The sequence below is a fragment of the Streptomyces angustmyceticus genome (assembly GCF_040701845.1).
GTDB lineage: Bacteria > Actinomycetota > Actinomycetes > Streptomycetales > Streptomycetaceae > Streptomyces > Streptomyces angustmyceticus_A.
Genome location: NZ_JBFBHQ010000014.1, coordinates 99281 through 116834, shown reverse-complemented (window position 1 = coordinate 116834; position 17554 = coordinate 99281). Strand labels below are relative to the sequence as shown.

General features: G+C 72.9%; 12 protein-coding genes. 10 read left to right on the top strand and 2 right to left on the bottom strand.

The genetic code is table 11. From position 1 onward, the window contains the following. The first annotated feature begins 182 nt into the window (after positions 1-182). Together AB0411_RS25600 and glgB are read left to right on the top strand one after the other, a co-directional pair. On the top strand, positions 183-1691 hold the full coding sequence (locus AB0411_RS25600) for a maltokinase N-terminal cap-like domain-containing protein (RefSeq protein ID WP_366419612.1): 1509 nt from the start codon (positions 183-185) through the stop codon (positions 1689-1691). Between the two features lie 79 nt (positions 1692-1770). Continuing rightward, the gene (gene glgB / locus AB0411_RS25595; RefSeq protein WP_366419611.1) at positions 1771-4251 is read left to right on the top strand and encodes a 1,4-alpha-glucan branching enzyme; all 2481 of its coding nucleotides are present in this window, start codon (positions 1771-1773) and stop codon (positions 4249-4251) included. A gap of 363 nt (positions 4252-4614) precedes the next feature. Here glgB and AB0411_RS25590 read toward each other — a convergent pair whose 3' ends face one another. Next, positions 4615-6021: a cation:dicarboxylate symporter family transporter gene (locus AB0411_RS25590; RefSeq protein ID WP_366419610.1), complete on the bottom strand. Its 1407-nt coding sequence runs from the start codon at positions 6019-6021 to the stop codon at positions 4615-4617. Between the two features lie 165 nt (positions 6022-6186). Between AB0411_RS25590 and AB0411_RS25585 the strand changes: the two genes are divergently transcribed. The 8 genes from AB0411_RS25585 (at position 6187) to AB0411_RS25550 (ending at position 16311) form a co-directional block, all read left to right on the top strand. After that, positions 6187-7848, top strand: coding sequence for a sensor histidine kinase (locus AB0411_RS25585; RefSeq protein ID WP_366419609.1), 1662 nt, complete (start codon positions 6187-6189; stop codon positions 7846-7848). Between the two features lie 37 nt (positions 7849-7885). Further along, the gene (locus AB0411_RS25580) at positions 7886-8575 is read left to right on the top strand and encodes a response regulator (RefSeq protein WP_403152640.1); all 690 of its coding nucleotides are present in this window, start codon (positions 7886-7888) and stop codon (positions 8573-8575) included. A 63-nt stretch (positions 8576-8638) separates the two neighbouring features. After that, on the top strand, positions 8639-10003 hold the full coding sequence (locus AB0411_RS25575; RefSeq protein WP_366419607.1) for an extracellular solute-binding protein: 1365 nt from the start codon (positions 8639-8641) through the stop codon (positions 10001-10003). Beyond that, positions 10000-10923: a carbohydrate ABC transporter permease gene (locus tag AB0411_RS25570; protein WP_403152637.1), complete on the top strand. Its 924-nt coding sequence runs from the start codon at positions 10000-10002 to the stop codon at positions 10921-10923. Before AB0411_RS25575 ends, AB0411_RS25570 begins: the two co-directional genes overlap by 4 nt. Positions 10924-10926: 3 nt before the next feature. Continuing rightward, positions 10927-11808, top strand: coding sequence for a carbohydrate ABC transporter permease (locus tag AB0411_RS25565; protein ID WP_437043303.1), 882 nt, complete (start codon positions 10927-10929; stop codon positions 11806-11808). Between the two features lie 142 nt (positions 11809-11950). Beyond that, positions 11951-12661, top strand: coding sequence for a helix-turn-helix domain-containing protein (locus AB0411_RS25560; protein WP_366419606.1), 711 nt, complete (start codon positions 11951-11953; stop codon positions 12659-12661). 172 nt (positions 12662-12833) lie between these two features. Next, a complete protein-coding gene (locus tag AB0411_RS25555) occupies positions 12834-13676 on the top strand; it encodes an ABC transporter ATP-binding protein (protein ID WP_403152631.1) in 843 nt (280 codons plus the stop codon). Between the two features lie 79 nt (positions 13677-13755). After that, positions 13756-16311 (top strand): ABC transporter permease, encoded by a 2556-nt coding sequence (locus AB0411_RS25550; protein ID WP_366419605.1) that lies wholly within the window; start codon positions 13756-13758, stop codon positions 16309-16311. 87 nt (positions 16312-16398) lie between these two features. Here AB0411_RS25550 and AB0411_RS25545 read toward each other — a convergent pair whose 3' ends face one another. Then, positions 16399-17424, bottom strand: a complete 1026-nt coding sequence (locus tag AB0411_RS25545) for an ATP-dependent 6-phosphofructokinase (protein ID WP_366419604.1) — start codon at positions 17422-17424, stop codon at positions 16399-16401. Between the last annotated feature and the right edge of the window lie 130 nt (positions 17425-17554).

Sequence of the window (17554 nt, the reverse complement as noted above, 5' to 3'; positions counted from 1 at the left end):
GCACACAGCATTCGCCGCTGCCGTACGGACGGGCTCGCCCGGTGCCGCCCCCGGACTCCGTCCGGGTGTACCACCACCAGCCTCCGTCTGGGGGTACCCCCACCGCGCCACCGCACAGTCCGGGCCGTATTCCGGGACACTTTGCCCTATATGTCGTGTGCCCGGGGAAAGGACGCGACGCCATGTCGGACACCGCCTCGACCCGTGCCACCCGAAACACCCCTGATCACCGCCCGCTCGTCGCCGCACCCGATCTGCTGTCCTCGCTGGCACCCCTGCTCGCCGAATGGGTGCCGCGCCAGCGCTGGTTCGCCGGCAAGGGGAGGCTGCTGACCGGCTTCACGCTGCTCTCGGCGACCGAGCTGCTGCCGTGCACCGACCCCGGCGCCCCCGGCCTGCTGCTGCTGCTCGTCCGCGCCCAGCAGAGCGCACCGCCGAGCCGCACCCCCGTGGGCGGCGACTGCTACCAGCTCCTGCTGGGGGTGCATCCGGCGCTGTCGCCGCAGCTGGCGCCGGCGGTGATCGGCCGCCCCGGCGGCGGCCCGCTGCACGGCCGCACCGTCTACGACGCGCTCCTCGACAACCGGCTGTGCGGACTGCTGCTGGAGCGGCTGCGGGTGCCGGGCCGGCTCGGTGCGCTGCGCTTCTGCCGGGAGCCCGACGCCGACATCCCCTCCGGGCTGCCGGGCCGGCCGATCGCCGTCGAGCAGTCCAACTCCTCGATCGTGTACGGGGATTCCTTCATCCTGAAGGTCTTCCGGCGGATCGAACCGGGCGTCAATCCCGATCTGGAGCTGCCGCGGGCGCTCGCGGACGCCAAGTGCGCGCGGGTGCCCGCGCCCGCCGCCTGGTACGAGGCGGCGGCCGCCGAGGAGGGCGGCGAGGCGACGACGCTGGGCGTGCTGCAGCCGTTCCTGCCGGGCTCGGCGGACGGCTGGCAGCTGGCGCTGAACGCGCTGGCCGTCCGCGCCGACTTCACCGGCTCGGCGCGGGCGCTCGGCCACGCCACCGCCGAGGTGCACACCGCGCTCGCCCAGACGCTGCCCACCACCGAGCTGCGCCGCCCGCAGCTGGAGGTGATCGCCGCCCAGATGCACGAGCGGCTGGACGCCACCGCCCGTGCCGTGCCCGTCCTGCAGCCCTACCGCGCCCGGCTGCGCACCGCCTTCGACGCGCTCGCCGCGACCGGCCACGACGGCCGCAGCTGGGCAGCCCAGCGCATCCACGGCGATCTGCACCTGGGCCAGACGCTGCGCTCCGCCGACGAGGGCCGCTGGTCGCTGATCGACTTCGAGGGCGAACCGGCCCGCCCGCTGGCCGAGCGGCGCCGGCTGCAGCCGGCGGTGCGGGACGTCGCGGCGATGCTGCGGTCCTTCGACTACGCCGCGCGCAGCGGCCCGGCCGGCGGCGACCCCTGGGCGCTGGAGTGGGCCCGGCGCACCCGCGACGCCTTCTGCCGGGGCTACGCGGAGGCCGGCGGGCTCGATCCGCGCTCGGTGCCCGAACTGATGCGCGCCTATGAGACCGACAAGGCCGTCTACGAGGTGCTCTACGAGGCCCGGCACCGGCCCGACTGGTTGTCCGTCCCGATGGCCGCCATCCGGCGGCTGGCGGCCGGCGGCGAGCCGGCCGTGGGGGCCGAGGGGCCCGGCCCGGCCCGGGCCGCCGGGTCCGACGACGGCCGGGGGTGAGGGGCCGCCGACCAACCGCCGAGCCGCCGCCGAACGCCCCTGAGATCCGACCGATGCCCCGCCCCGAGGAGGCCCTCTCGTGACCGCCCGCCCGCCGTCCCGTCCCACCACCCCCGACCCCGCGCCCGCCCCGGGCGCGACCGACGACAGCGCGGCGGGGCGGTCCGGCCGCGCGGCGCCGCCCCGGCCGCCGGCCGGCGACCCCGCGGTGGCCGCGCGCGGCACCTTCGCCGGGTCCGCGGCCGGATCCGCGGCCGGGACCGTCCCCGCCCGCCCGGCCGTGCCCCGGGAGGCGTCGGCGCCCGGCCGGACGGCCGCGCCCGCGGGCCCGCCCCGGGCGGCCGCGCCGGGGACCGGCACCCACGGGGTCCGCTCCGCCGTCCCGCTGTCCGCCGAGGACCGCGGCCGGCTCCTGGGCGGTGCTCATCACGATCCGCACGGGCTGCTCGGCGCCCACCCCGTGCGCGGCGGGCTGCTCATCCGGGTCCTGCGGCCCTGCGCCAGGAGCGTCACCGTGCTGGCGAAGGGGCTGCGCGCCGCCCTGCCCGCCGAGGGCGACGGGCTGTTCGCCGGGGTGCTGCCGCTGCGCACCGTCCCGGACTACGAGCTGCTGGTCGACTACGGCGACGACCCGCTGCGGATGCCGGACCCGTACCGCTTCCTGCCGGCGCTGGGCGAGCTGGACCTGCACCTGCTCGGTGAGGGCCGGCACGAGCAGCTGTGGCAGGCGCTCGGGGCGCGGATCATGGAGCACCAGGGGGTGTGCGGCACCCGCTTCACGGTCTGGGCGCCCAACGCGCAGGGCGTCCGGGTCGTCGGTGACTTCAACTACTGGGACGGCACCGGCCATCCGATGCGCTCGCTGGGGTCCTCGGGCGTCTGGGAGCTGTTCCTCCCGGGGATCGGCGAGGGCGAGCTCTACAAGTTCGAGATCACCCGGCCGGACGGCTCGCGGACCCTCCGCGCCGACCCGATGGCCCGGCGGACCGAGTGCCCGCCCGCCAACGCCTCGGTGGTGGAGGCCTCGCACTACCGCTGGACGGACGACGGCTGGATGGCCCGGCGCGGCGAACGGCCGGTGCACGAGGCGCCGTTCTCCGTCTACGAGGTGCACCTGCCCTCCTGGCGACCCGGCCTCACCTACCGCCAGCTCGCGGCCCAACTCCCCAACTACGTCAAGGACCTGGGGTTCACCCACGTCGAGTTCATGCCGGTCGCCGAGCATCCCTTCGGCGGCTCGTGGGGCTACCAGGTGACCGGGTTCTACGCCCCCACAGCCCGGATGGGCACCCCGGACGACTTCCGGTTCCTGGTCGACGCGCTGCACCGGGCCGGCATCGGCGTGCTGATGGACTGGGTGCCGGCGCACTTCCCGCGCGACGACTGGGCGCTGGCGGAGTTCGACGGCCGCCCGCTCTACGAGCCCCAGGACCCGGCACGGGCCGCGCACCCGGACTGGGGCACCCTGGAGTTCGACTACGGCCGCACCGAGGTCCGCAACTTCCTGGTCGCCAACGCCGTGTACTGGTGCGAGGAGTTCCATATCGACGGCCTGCGGGTGGACGCCGTCGCCTCGATGCTCTACCTGGACTACTCGCGCGAGGACGGCGGCTGGACCCCGAACGTCCACGGCGGCCGGGAGAACCTCGACGCGGTCGCCTTCCTCCAGGAGATGAACGCGACGGTCTACCGCCGCTGCCCCGGCGTCGTCACCATCGCCGAGGAGTCCACGGCCTGGGACGGCGTCACCCGCGCCACGCACCACGTCGGCCCCGGCGGCTTCGGCGGTCTGGGCTTCGGGCTGAAGTGGAACATGGGCTGGATGCACGACTCCCTCGGCTACGCCTCCAAGGAGCCGGTGCACCGCAAGTACCACCACGGCGAGATGACCTTCTCGATGATCTACGCCTACTCCGAGAACTACGTGCTGCCGATCTCCCACGACGAGGTGGTGCACGGCAAGCGCGCCCTGGTGTCGAAGATGCCCGGTGACTGGTGGCAGCAGCGCGCCAACCACCGGGCCTACCTCGGCTTCATGTGGGCCCACCCCGGCAAGCAGCTCCTGTTCATGGGGCAGGAGTTCGCCCAGGGCGCGGAGTGGGCGGAGCGCCACGGACCGGACTGGTGGCTGCTCGACCCGTCGTACGAGGCCGAGGCCGACCACCGGGGCGTGCGCGACCTCGTCCGCGAGCTGAACCGCCGCTACGCCGCCACCCCCGCGCTGTGGGAGCGCGACACCGACCCGGCCGGCTTCTCCTGGATCGACGGCGACGCGAGCGAGGACAACGTCTTCTCCTTCCTGCGCTTCGCCGCCGACGGCTCCCCGCTGATCTCGGTCACCAACTTCTCCCCCGTCGTCCGCCACGGCTACCGGCTCGGCGTCCCCGGCACGGTCCCCGCCTGGCGGGAGGTCCTCAACACCGACGACCCGCGCTACGGCGGCAGCGGCATCGCCAACCCCGGCCCCCTCACGACCGAACCGACCGCCTGGAACGGCCGCGCCGCATCCGTCTCCACCGTCCTCCCCCCGCTCGCCACCCTCTGGCTACGACCGTCCTGACCGCCTCACGGCTGATGGTTGTCGGACCCTTCTCGCGCCACTGCGGCGCCCCCGCCGCACAGATCCGTCCCCCAGGTCGCTATGGCCTGTTCCTCCTTGTTCGCACCCCGGCGCGGCCGGTCCCCGCCGACCGCTTCTTCCCTGTCCTGCATAGGGTGTCAGGGGGCACTGACAATCGACCCTGGCCAGGAAATGCGCAGGTCAGAGGGGTCCGGCGGGGCATGTGGCGCCGGTCGTGCCGGAGTCGGCCGCCCGGCCGGGCGGGAGCGCGGCACCCGGTCGCGCCGCACTCCCGCCCGGTCGCGCCGAAGGGGCGGGTGCCCGCTCCGGCACCCGCCCCTTCGGTCCTCCCGCGCCTGCGGATCAGACCTTCGCGGACGTCTTCTCCGGCTCGCCGTCCCGCGGCCCGGCGACCTCCGCGACGGCCGGCTCCGCGGCGGCGTCGTCGGCCAGCGTCTTCTCGTCGAACGGCGCCCGGCCGGCCAGCACCTCCGTCACCCGGGCCTTGTCGATCTCCTTGGTCCAGGTGCCGACCAGGACGGTGGCCACCGCGTTGCCGGCGAAGTTGGTCAGGGCACGTGCCTCGCTCATGAAGCGGTCGATGCCGACGATCAGGCCCACGCCGTCGACCAGTTCGGGGCGGTGCGACTGCAGCCCGCCGGCCAGGGTGGCCAGGCCCGCGCCGGTGACGCCCGCCGCGCCCTTCGAGGCGATGACCATGAACACCAGCAGCGAGATCTGCTGGCCGAGCGGCAGCGGCTTGCCCATCGCCTCGGCCACGAACAGCGAGGACATCGTCAGGTAGATGGCGGTGCCGTCGAGGTTGAAGCTGTAGCCGGTGGGGACGGTGATGCCGACCACCGGCCGGCTGACGCCCAGGTGCTCCATCTTCGCGATCAGCCGGGGCAGCGCCGACTCCGAGGAGGAGGTGGACAGGATCAGCAGGAATTCCCGGCCGAGGTACTTCAGCAGCTGGAAGATGCTGACCCCGGCGACCAGCCGGAGCAGCGCGCCGAGCACCACGATCACGAACAGCAGGCAGGTGAGGTAGAAGCCGATCATGATGACGGCCAGCGACTTCAGCGCGTCCAGGCCGGTCTCGCCGACCACCGCGGCGATGGCGCCGAAGGCACCCACCGGCGCCGCCCACATGATCATGGACAGCACCCGGAAGACCAGCTTCTGCAGGTGCCCGACCCCGCGCAGCACGGGCTCGCCCGCCGAGCCCAGCGCCTGCAGCGCGAAGCCGACCAGCAACGCCACCAGCAGCGTCTGGAGCACCTCCTGCTGGGTGAAGGCGGAGAGCAGCGTGGTGGGGATCATGCCGAGCAGGAACTCCGGCAGCGACTCCCCGCCGCCCTCGGTCTGGGCCTGCCCGGCGTGCTTGACGGTCTCGGTCAGATGGAGGCCGGACCCCGGGTCCAGCAGGTTGCCGACGACCAGGCCGATGGCGAGCGCCACGGTGGACATCACCATGAAGTAGCCGAGTGCCAGTCCGCCGACCGCGCCGACCTTGGCCGCCTTCCGCACCGAGCCGACGCCCAGCACGATGGTGCAGAAGATGACCGGCGAGATCATCATCTTGATGAGGTTCACGAACCCGGTGCCCAGCGGCTTGAGCTGGACGGCGACACCGGGGGCGGCGAAGCCCACGAGGATGCCGAGCAGCACCGCGCCGATCACGGCGATATAGAGGAAGTGGGTCCGGTCGCGCTTCACCGGCGCGGTCTCCTCCGTGGTACCCCCACGCGGCGGGGTCTGTGCGGACACGGCTGCCTCCTCGGTCTACGGCTGTGCGCTGATCTGCGGCTCTGCCACACAACAAGTCCCGGCGACTATGCACGCCGCTGTGGCGCCCGTCACCCTTGCGTACATTTCGTTCACGTAAAAGTGACCGCGCAGACGGTTCCGGGACGACCGTGCAGACTGTTGCGTATGCGACTCCCCCGACCCCGCCCCTCCCGACGGCTGCGCGGCCCCCGCAGCCTCGCCGGGCAGCTGTTCGCCATGCAGGTCGTGCTGGTGGCGGTGGTCGTCGTGGGCTGCGCGCTCTTCGCGTACGTCAGCGCCGGGCGGCAGGCCGAGGAGACCGCGCGGCGGCAGGCGACCGCGGCGGCCACCGCCGTCGCCGACTCCCCCGCGGTGGTGGCCGCGGCCCGTACCGAGGACCCGACCGCCGCACTGCAGCCGTACGCCGAGCGGCTGCGGCGCGATGCCGGCGTCGACTTCGTGGTGGTGATGGCCCCGGACGGGACCCGCTGGACGCACCCCGAGCCCTCCGCGATCGGCGGGAAGTACCTGGGGCACATCGGCCCGGCGCTGCACGGCAAGGTCTTCCCCGAGACGCACATGGGGGTGCTCGGCCCGTCCGTGCGGGTCGTCGCGCCGGTCCGCGATCCGCGGGACGGCGGCCGGATCACGGCCCTGGTCAGCTCCGGGATCACCATCGAGACGATCAGCGAGCAGCTGCGCAACCAGGTCCTGGCGCTGGTGGGCGTGGCGGCCGGGGCGCTGGCGCTCGGCGGCCTGGGAACGTATGTGATCAACGCCCGGCTGCGGCGGCACACCCACGGGATGAACGCGGCCGAGCTCAGCCGGATGCACGAGTACCACCAGGCCGCGTTGCACGCCGTGCGCGAGGGGCTCTTGATGCTCGACGGGCAGCGCAGGGTCGCCCTGATCAACGACGGCGGGCGGGAGCTGCTGGGGCTGTCACAGGACGCGGTGGGCCGCCTCGTCACCGAGCTGGGGCTGCCGCAGCCGCTGACCGAGGCGCTGCTGGCTCCCGGCCCCCGCGTCGACGAACTGCAGCTGACCCGGGAGCGGGTGCTGGTCGTCAACTCCGCGCCGGTCTCCGGCGGGGAGCGGCGCGGCAGCGTGGTCACCCTGCGCGATCACACCGAACTCCAGGCACTGTCCGGCGAGTTGGACTCGGTGCGCGGGTTCACCGAGGCGCTGCGCTCGCAGGCCCACGAGGCCGCCAACCGGCTGCACACCGTGGTCTCGCTGATCGAGCTGGGGCGGGCCGAGGAGGCCGTGGAGTTCGCGACCGCGGAGCTGGAGCTGGCGCAGGCGCTGACCGACCAGGTCGTGGGCGCGGTCGCCGAGCCGGTGCTCGCCGCGCTGCTGCTCGGCAAGGCCGCGCAGGCCAACGAGCGCGGCGTGGAGCTGACCCTGACCCCCGACAGCCGGATCGACGACGGGCTGTTGCCGCCCGGTCTGCCCGCCCGTGACCTGGTGACGGTGCTGGGCAACCTCCTCGACAACGCCCTGGACGCCGCCGCGCCCACCCCGGAGCACACCGCCACCGAGCCGCCGCGGGTGCGCGTCACCGCGCGGGCGGACGGCGGCGAGCTGCTGCTGCGGGTGGCGGACACCGGCCCCGGGGTGTCCGCGGAGGCCGCCGAGGAGATCTTCCGGCGCGGCTGGAGCACCAAGCACGGCCCCGCCGCGCCCGCCCGGGGCCGCGGTCTGGGCCTGGCCCTGGTCCAGCAGGCGGTACGCCGCAACGGCGGCACCGTCACCCTGGACCGGGCACCCGGGGGCGGCGCGCGGTTCACCGTACGGCTGCCGCTGCGGGCGGGGGCGACGGCATGAGCCGGACGAGCGGCGGGGTCCGCCCGCGGGCGGAAGGATGGACAGGGTGACCCCTTCCGACATCCGGGTCCTGGTCGTCGAGGACGATCCGGTCGCCGCCGACGCGCACGCCCTGTACGTGGGACGGGTGCCCGGCTTCACGGTGTCCGGGACCGTCCACTCCGGCGGCGACGCCCGCCGCCACCTCGAAACGCACGCCGTCGATCTGCTGCTGCTCGACCTCTATCTGCCCGACGGCCACGGCCTGCAGCTGGTGCGCACGCTGCGCGCGGCCGGCCACACCGCCGACATCATCGCGGTCACCTCCGCCCGGGACCTGGCGATGGTGCGCGAGGGCGTCTCGCTGGGCGTGGTGCAGTACGTGCTGAAGCCGTTCACCTTCGCGACCCTGCGCGACCGGCTCACCCGCTATGCCCAGTTCCGCGCCACCACCGGCGAGGCGAGCGGGCAGGACGAGGTGGACCGGGCGATCGCCGCGCTGCGCGCACCGCGTCCGGCCGCGCTGCCCAAGGGGCTGACCGCGGCCACCCTGCAGGCGGTGACCGAGGTGCTGCGGGCCGCCGGGAGCGGGCTGACGGCGACCGAGGCGGCCGCCGACGTGGGCATCTCCCGGATCACCGCCCGCCGTTACCTCGAACACCTCGTGGAGAGCGGCCGGGCGGCCCGTGCGCCCCAGTACGGCCAGGTCGGCCGCCCCGAATTGCGCTACCGGTGGTCGGGCCATTGACCGGCTGTAGTCGGTGACCTACTTTCAGCGGGCAGCCCCTCGTGGCCAGTTGGAGGTCGTGCCGTGCGCCCCACCGCCCCGCTGATGCTTCTCGCCGCCGCCGTCGTGGCCGCCGGCACGCTCACCGCCTGCGGCAGCGGGCCGGGGAGCGACCAGAACACCGTCAAGGTCGCCTTCATCAAGGACACGAACGGCAAGGTCACCGTCCGGGACGACTATGTCCGCCTGGTGGCCCGGCAGTTCGAGCGGAGCCACCCCGGCAAGAAGGTCCGGCTGATCCCGGTCCAGGCGTCGGAGAACGACTACTACACCAAGATCCAGCAGATGATGCGCTCGCCGCGGACCGCACCGGACGTGGTCTACGAGGACACCTTCCTGGTCAACTCCGACATCACGGCGGGACTGCTGCGCCCGCTGGACGACCGCCTGCGCACCTGGGACGACTGGCGGCAGTTCGAGCCGGCCGCGAAGAGCGCGGCCAGGGGGCAGGACGGCCGGACCTACGGCGTCCCGGACGGCACGGACACCCGCGGGCTGTGGTTCAACAAGAAGATCTTCAAGCAGGCCGGGCTGCCGGCCGACTGGCGGCCCAGGGACTGGGCCGCGGTGCTGGACGCGGCCCGTACCGTCAAGCGCACGGTCCCCGGCGTCGTCCCGCTGAACGTCTTCACCGGCAAGGGCGCGGGCGAGGCCGCCGTGATGCAGGGCTTCGAGATGCTGCTGTACGGCACCGGCGCGGACCAGCTCTACGACCCCGCGGACCGCAAATGGGTCACCGGCACCCGGGGCTTCAAGGACAGCCTCGGCTTCCTCGACACGGTCTACAAGGAGAAGCTCGGCCCCGACGTCTCCGACGCGCTCAGCCCGCACATCCAGACCCGGGTGGCCGCCGAGCTGCTGCCCGAGGAGAAGCTCGCCATCGACCTCGACGGCTCGTGGCTGGGCCAGCAGTGGCAGAAGACGGGCGGCGGCAGACCCTGGCCCGCCTGGTCGGCCACGCTCGGCCAGGCGCCCTTCCCCACCCAGCACGGCGCCCCGCCCGGCAAGGTCAGCCTGGCGGGCGGCTGGACCTGGTCGGTGCCGCGGCAGGCCCGGCAGCCCGAGCTGGCCTGGCAGCTGATCAAGACCTTCCAGACGAAGGCGAACGCCCTGGAGTGGTGCGTGCGCGGCGCCCAGATCGCGGTGCGCAAGGACGTCGCGGCCGACCCGCGCTACCGGACCTCCGTGCCCGGCATCGGCTTCTTCACCGGTCTGGTGAAGGTCAGCCGGTACCGGCCCGCGCTGCCCGAATACCCCCGGGTCGCCGCGGCGATCGGCGAGGCGATGGAGGCGGTCACCGCCGGCGACTCGTCGCCGGAGAAGGCGGCCGCGGACTACGACACGACCCTGGCGTCCCTCGTCGGCGGCCGGACCGTCGCCAAGCCGTGACCGGCGCCGTCGCCGGACGTGCGGGCCGCGCCCGGACGCGGGGCGCCGCTCCGGCCGGCCGCGGGCGCACCCGGCTGCTGCGCTGGTCCCCGCTCGCCCCGGCCACCGTCCTGCTGCTGCTCTTCCTCGCCGGCCCCATCTGCTACTGCGTCTGCCTCGCCTTCACCGACACCCAGCTGACCGGCCAGGAGTCCGCGTCCTTCGTCGGCCTGGCCAACTTCCGGCAGGCCTTCGGCGATCCGGCCTTCCGCAACGCCGTGGCGTTGACCCTGGTGTTCACCGTCGTCTCCGCGCTCCTCGGGCAGAACACCCTGGGCCTGGCGCTGGCCGGCCTGATGCGCCGCGCCTCGCGGCCCGTACGGACGCTGACCGGCGCGACGGTGATCTGCGCCTGGGTGCTCCCGGAGATCGTCGCGGGCTTTGTGCTCTACACCTTCTTCGCGCGGCGCGGCACCCTCAACGCACTGCTGGAACAGCTCCATCTGCCGCCCCAGAACTGGCTGTTCACGCTGCCGATCCTGGCCGTGTCGTTCGCCAACGTCTGGCGCGGTACGGCCTTCTCGATGCTGATCTACTCCGCGGCGCTCGCCGAGATCCCCCAGGAGGTCACCGAGTCCGCCGAGGTCGACGGGGCGCACGGGCTGCGGCGGCTGTGGCACATCACGCTGCCGATGATCCGCCGCTCCATCGGCACCAACCTGATGCTCAACACCCTCCAGACGCTCTCCGTCTTCGGGCTCATCTGGGCGATGACGCGGGGCGGGCCGGGGAACCGCAGCGAGACCCTGCCGGTGTTCATGTACGACCAGGCGTTCTTGAAGTCCCTGATCGGCTACGGCACCGCGGTGGCGCTGCTGTTGCTGCTGGTGGGCGCGGTGTTCTCGGCGGTCTGGCTGCGCCTGATGCGCGAGGAGGTCTGAGCCGTGCCGCTCCCCCGCCGTCCCCGTGCCGTTCTCCGGCCTGCCGCGCTCCGACGGGCCCCGCGCAGGAGCACCCGGCACCGGCTGGCCGCCGACGCCGGGCTGCTGGCCGTCGCGGCGGCCTTCGCGCTGCCGCTGGTCTGGCTGGTGCTGTCGTCGCTGGACACGGAGGCGACGCTGCGGGTGCGGCTGCCCGCGGCGCCGTCGCTGCGCAACTTCTCGGCGGTGCTGACCGACGAGATCACCTTCACCCCGATGCTCAACAGCCTGCTGATCTGCGGGGGCGCGACCCTGCTCACGGTGGTCTGCGCGGCGCTCGCCGCCTACCCGCTCTCCCGCCACCGCTCGCGCTTCTCCCGCCCGTACCTGCTGACGATCCTGTTCGCCACCTGCCTGCCGGTCACCGCGGTCATGGTGCCGGTCTACGCGCTGTTCGTGCGGGTCGATCTGGTCGACACCCGGTACGGCACCGCGCTGTTCCTGGCCACGGCCCAACTCCCGTTCGCCATCTGGCTGATGAAGAACTTCATGGACGGGGTCCCGAAGGTGCTGGAGGAGGCGGCCTGGACGGACGGCGCCTCCTGGACGCAGACCCTGCTGCGGGTGATCCTGCCGCTGATGGGCCCCGGGGTCGCCGTCGTCGCCGTCTACACCTTCCTCATGATGTGGGGAAATTTCTTCGTGCCCTTCATGCTGCTGCTCTCCCCGGAGCAACTGCCCGCCTCGGTCAGCATTCTCACGTTCTTCGGCAATTACGGAGCCGTCGCCTTCGGCGAACTGGCGGCATTCTCGATCCTCTACTCGACGCCGGTCCTCGTGATGTACCTCCTTGTGTCCCGGCGGCTCGGCGGCGGGTTTGCGCTCGGTGGCGCGGTGAAAGGCTGAGCGGGGACACCTACCGGGAACCCGGTCGTCCGGACCGGAAACCCGCACGTCCGCAGCGAAAACCGGCCACCTAGTAGCTTCCTACGACTTTCCGGCTTGGGTCTCCGCACGATAGGGGCGGAGCCCGGCCGTCACCTACCGTGTGCCGATGAACACGCCCGCCGGGGAGCCGAGCAGACCCCCTTTCCAGGCCGAGGCCGCCCGCCGGCTGCGCGAGGCCCTCGGAATGACCCCCGCCCATGTCGCCTACGGCATCCGGGCCGCCTTCGGCATACCGGTGGCGCCCGCCACGGTGGCGTCCTGGGAACGGGGCGAGGGCGCCCCCACGGAGGCCGAACTGACCGCGCTGGCCGGGGCCCTGTGGTGCGCGCCGGGCGAGCTGCTCGACGCGCCGGACACCCTGCGCGCCCACCGCCAGACGCGCGGCCTCGCCCCGGGGGACCTCGCGCTGCGCATCGGCATGGACCCGGCCGCGTACGAACGCCTGGAGGCCGGCGGGACGTGGCGCGGCAACGACCGGCAGGCCGCGGCCCTCGCCGAGGTGCTGGAGCTGCCGCTGCCCGCCCTGATCCGCTTCACCGGCCGGGACGAGAAGCTGACCGGCCTGCTGACCAGCGCCGCCACCACCCGCTGGCAGGCCTACGTCCGGCCGGTCGGCAAGGTCGTACCCCTGCCCAGGGCCCGGCTCCAGGCCGTCCTGCAGGAGCTGCACCGCGACTACCAGGCGACCATGACGGCTACGCTCCACTGGGGCGACTCGCAAAGTGCCGAGGAATCCGGCCGGGCCGGACGGGCCTTTCTCGACGGCATCCTCGCGGAATTCTGGGCGCGGGCCGGCGAGCGGCAGCACTGAGAAAAGCCCGTTTCTCCGCCCCGGGGTCCGGGGAAACCCCGAGACGTCCCGTCGGTCCCTGGGCGGAGGGATGTCCGCCTGGAGAATGACGCCGGGCACGGTGATGGCACTTCCGGCCGGTGCGGCTTTCGGTCCTTGCGGGCGAGGACCGCGCCGACCTGGGCATTCAAGAATGGGGACATCGCTTTTTCCGTCCCTTCTCCAGGAGTTCCCCGTGTCCCACGCGGCTGCCCTTCCGGGTTTTCCCGGCTCCCCCGCCCCCACTCGCGCCGGCGCCGCCGTCGCCGCCCGCGCCACGGACCTGAGCAAGGTCTACGGCCAGGGGGAGACCCGCGTGGTCGCGCTGGACTCCGTCTCGGTCGAGTTCCGCAAGGCCCGGTTCACCGCGATCATGGGCCCCTCCGGCTCCGGCAAGTCGACGCTGATGCACTGCATGGCCGGCCTGGACACGATCTCCTCCGGCTCGGCCCGGATCGGCGACGTGGAGCTGGGGTCGCTGAACGACAAGCAGCTCACGCGGCTGCGCCGGGACAAGATCGGCTTCATCTTCCAGGCGTTCAACCTGCTGCCGACGCTGTCCGCGCTGGAGAACATCACGCTGCCGATGGACATCGCCGGCCGTAAGCCCGACCGGGAGTGGCTCAACGCGGTCATCGAGACCGTCGGCCTGTCCGGACGGCTCGCGCACCGGCCGGCGCAGCTCTCCGGCGGCCAGCAGCAGCGGGTCGCGGTCGCCCGCGCGCTGGCCGCCCAGCCGGAGATCATCTTCGCCGACGAGCCGACCGGCAACCTCGACTCCCGCTCCGGCGCCGAAGTGCTGGGCTTCCTGCGGGAGTCGGTGCGGGCGATGGACCAGACGGTCGTGATGGTCACCCACGACCCGGTCGCCGCGGGCTACGCGGACCGGGTGGTCTTCCTCGCGGACGGCCGGATCGTCGAGGAGCTCGACGACCCCACCGCGGACACCGTCCTGGACCGGATGCGGCTGTTCGACTCCAAGGGCCGTACGAGCTGACACCGGCGCACCGCCCCGCCGCGCTCCCCGCGCGCTGCCCCTCATCCCGAGCCACCGGACCAGGACAGACACCACCACCATGCTGCGTACCGCCTTGCGCAACGTCCTTGCGCACAAAGCCCGATTGATGATGACCGCGCTCGCGGTCCTGCTCGGCGTCGCCTTCGTCGCCGGCACCCTCATCTTCAGCGACACCGTCGGCGAGGCCATCAAGAAGGCCGCCGCCAAGAACCTCGACGGGGTGGCCGTCTCCGTCCAGGCCGTCGCCCCCGAGAACGGCCCGGACACCGGCAAGGACGGCAAGCGGACCACCCTCCTCGACGACAAGCTGGCGGACTCCGTCCGCGCACTGCCCGGCGTGCAGTCGGTGCGCCGCGACGTCGTCGGCACCGCGACCCTCGCCGGGCCGGACGGCATACCGATCGGCAAGGGCTGGCAGAACCTCGCCGCCAACTTCCAGCCGGACAAGGACGGCTACGACGCCCGCTACCCGCTGATGCGGGGCCGCGGACCGACCGCCGGCGACGAGATCGCACTGGACGAGGCCACCGCACAGGCGGCCCACTACAAGGTCGGCGACGCCGTGCGGTTCGCCACCGACGGCCCGGTGCTGACCAAGAAGCTGGTCGGCATCGTCACCACCGACGACCCGCAGGTCACCGCGGGCGGCAGCCTCGCGCTCTTCGACACCGCCACCGCGCAGAAGCTGTATCTGCACCCCGGTCAGTACGACGAGCTGGTGGTGGGCGCCACCCCCGGCACCGACCAGCAGGCGCTGACCGCGAAGGTCCGCAAGCTGCTGCCCAAGGACCGCGCCGAGGCGACCAGCGGTACCACGCTCGCCGCCCAGCAGTCCTCGATGATCGCCGAGAACACCAAGTCGCTGACCCAGACGCTGCTGGTCTTCGCCGGGATCGCGCTGTTCGTCGGCATCTTCATCATCGCCAACACCTTCACCATGCTGATCTCCCAGCGCAGCCGGGAGATCGCCCTGCTGCGCGCGGTCGGCGCCTCCCGCCGGCAGGTGGTCCGCTCGGTGCTCGCCGAGGCGGCGCTGCTGGGCCTGGTCTCGTCCGCCGTCGGCTTCGCGCTGGGCGCCGGTCTCGCGGTGGGCCTGCGGGCGGTCCTCGACGCGAACGGCGCGGGCTTCCCGGACGGACCGGTCATCATCGGCCCGGCCGCGGTGCTCTCCTCGCTCGGCGTGGGCGTCGTGGTGACCGTCCTGGCCGCCTGGCTGCCGTCCCGCAAGGCGGCGAAGATCGCCCCGGTGGAGGCGCTCAACACCGTCGAGGCGCCGCCGGCGATGCGCAGCCTGGTGATCCGCAACTCCCTCGGCGCGGTCGTCACCGCCGCCGGTGTCGCGATCATGTTCTACGTCCGCAGCCTGAAGAGCGTCGACGACCTGCCGACCGCGATGGCCGGCTCGATGGTGACGCTGACCGGCGTCATCATCCTCGCGCCGCTGCTCTCGCGGCCCGTGGTCTCGCTGGCGGGCGTCGTCACCACCCGGCTCTTCGGCATCGGCGGCAAGCTGGCCAAGGAGAACGCGCTGCGCAACCCCCGCCGGACCGCGGCGACCGCCTCGGCACTGATGATCGGCCTCACCCTGATCACCGGGATGACGGTCGTCGGGAACTCGACGCAGCAGGCCATGGACGAGATGACGGCCAATGGGCTGAAGGCCGACTTCAAGGTCGGGACCTCGACGTACACCGGTCTGGACCCCGCACTGGCACGGAAGGTGGCGGACGTCCCGGGCGTCGAGGCGACGGCGCCGCTGAGCCAGTCCGGCTTCAACACCGCCGACACCTTTGCCGGCCTGACCGGCACCGACCTCGCCACCATCGGCAAGGTCGCCCGACTGGACTTCACCAGCGGCTCGTTGCCGCACACCGGGGCCAACGGCATCGCCGTCTCCCGGACCGCGGCCAAGGAGCACGGCTGGCACACCGGCGACACGCTGGACGCCACGTTCAACGACGACAAGAAGGCGAAGCTGACGATCGCCGGTGTCTACGAGGACAACGATCTGCTCGGCGACGCGATCGGCGCCGCCTCGCTGGTGGAGCCGCACCTGCTCCGGCCGAAGGTCGACGAGCTGCTGGTCAAGACGGAGGGCGGCCGCACGGACGACGGGCTGGAGAAGCCGATCCGGCAGGCGCTGGGCGACAGCCCGCTGCTGAAGGTCCAGGACCACGCCGACCTGCGCAAGGAGAACGCCGCGAACATCGAGACCGTGCTCTACATCTCCTACGGGCTGCTGGGCATGGCCGTCGTCATCGCGGTGGTGGGCGTCGTCAACACCCTCGCCATGTCGGTCTTCGAGCGGACCCGCGAGATCGGGATGCTGCGGGCGATCGGGCTGGCCCGCAACGGCATCAAGCAGATGGTCCGGCTGGAGTCGGTGGTCATCGCGCTGTTCGGCGCGGGTCTGGGCATGGCCGTGGGCGTCTTCCTCTCCTGGGCCGCCGGCAGCCTGCTCGGCCACGGCCTGCCCACCTACGAGCTGCTGCTGCCCTGGGGCAGCCTCGGGCTGTTCCTGCTGCTCGCGCTGGTCGTCGGGGTGCTGGCCTCGCTCTGGCCGGCCCGCCGCGCGGCCCGGCTGAACATGCTGGAGGCCATCGGCGCCCAGTGACCGCCTGACCGCCCCCCCCACAACGGCGGCGCGCCTGCCCTCGGCCGAGGGCAGGCGCGCCGCCGTTGGTGGTGTGTGCCCGTGGGCTCAGAAGACCGACTCGGCCTCGTCCATCCGCCACCCGGGCACCGTCTTGAGCTCGGTGACCGCCTCGTGCAGCGGCACCATGGTGATGTCGGTGCCGCGCAGCGCGGTCATCCGGCCGAAGTCGCCGCGGTGCGCGGCCTCGACGGCGTGCCAGCCGAAGCGGGTGGCGAGCACCCGGTCGTACGCGGTGGGGGTGCCGCCGCGCTGAACGTGGCCGAGGATGACCGGGCGGGCCTCCTTGCCCAGGCGCTTCTCCAGCTCGACGGCGAGGTGGTTGCCGATGCCGGTGAACCGCTCGTGGCCGAACTGGTCGATCGCGCCCTTCTTGTAGTCCATGGTCTCCTCGGCCGGGTGGGCTCCCTCGGCGACACAGACGACCGCGAACTTCTTGCCCCGGGCGAACCGCTCCTCGACCATCGTGACCAGGTCGTTCACATCGAAGGGGCGCTCGGGCAGGCAGATGCCGTGGGCGCCGCCGGCCATCCCCGACTCCAGCGCGATCCAGCCGGCGTGCCGTCCCATCACCTCGACCACCATGACCCGCTGGTGCGACTCCGCGGTGGTCTTGAGGCGGTCGATCGCCTCCGTCGCGACCCCGACGGCGGTGTCGAAGCCGAAGGTGCGGTCGGTGGAGGAGATGTCGTTGTCGATGGTCTTGGGGACGCCGACGACCGGCATCCCGGCGTCCGCGAGCATCCGGGCGGCGGTGAGGGTGCCCTCGCCGCCGATCGGGATCAGGACGTCGATGCCGTAGTCCTTGGAGAGGTCCTTGGACTTCTCGCAGGCCTCGCGGAGCCGGTTGCGCTCCAGCCGGGACGAGCCGAGGATGGTGCCGCCGCGGGCGAGGATGCCGCTGACCGCGTCGAGGTCGAGCTTGCGGAAACGGCCTTCGAGCAGACCCTTGAAGCCGTCCTCGAAGCCGATGACCTCGTCGTCGTGGCCGGTGAGGGCGCGGTGGACAACAGACCGGATCACAGCGTTCAGGCCAGGGCAGTCGCCGCCCGCGGTGAGGACTCCGATACGCATCGTGCTGTGTCTCCTGTGCTCGCTGTCGGTTCGTGTGAGCCGGTCCGATTGTTTCACGGGCCGGCCGGCCCTCCCCCTCGTCCACAGGCCCCACCCCTACTGTCCTCGCCCCGATCGGGCAAGGGAAACT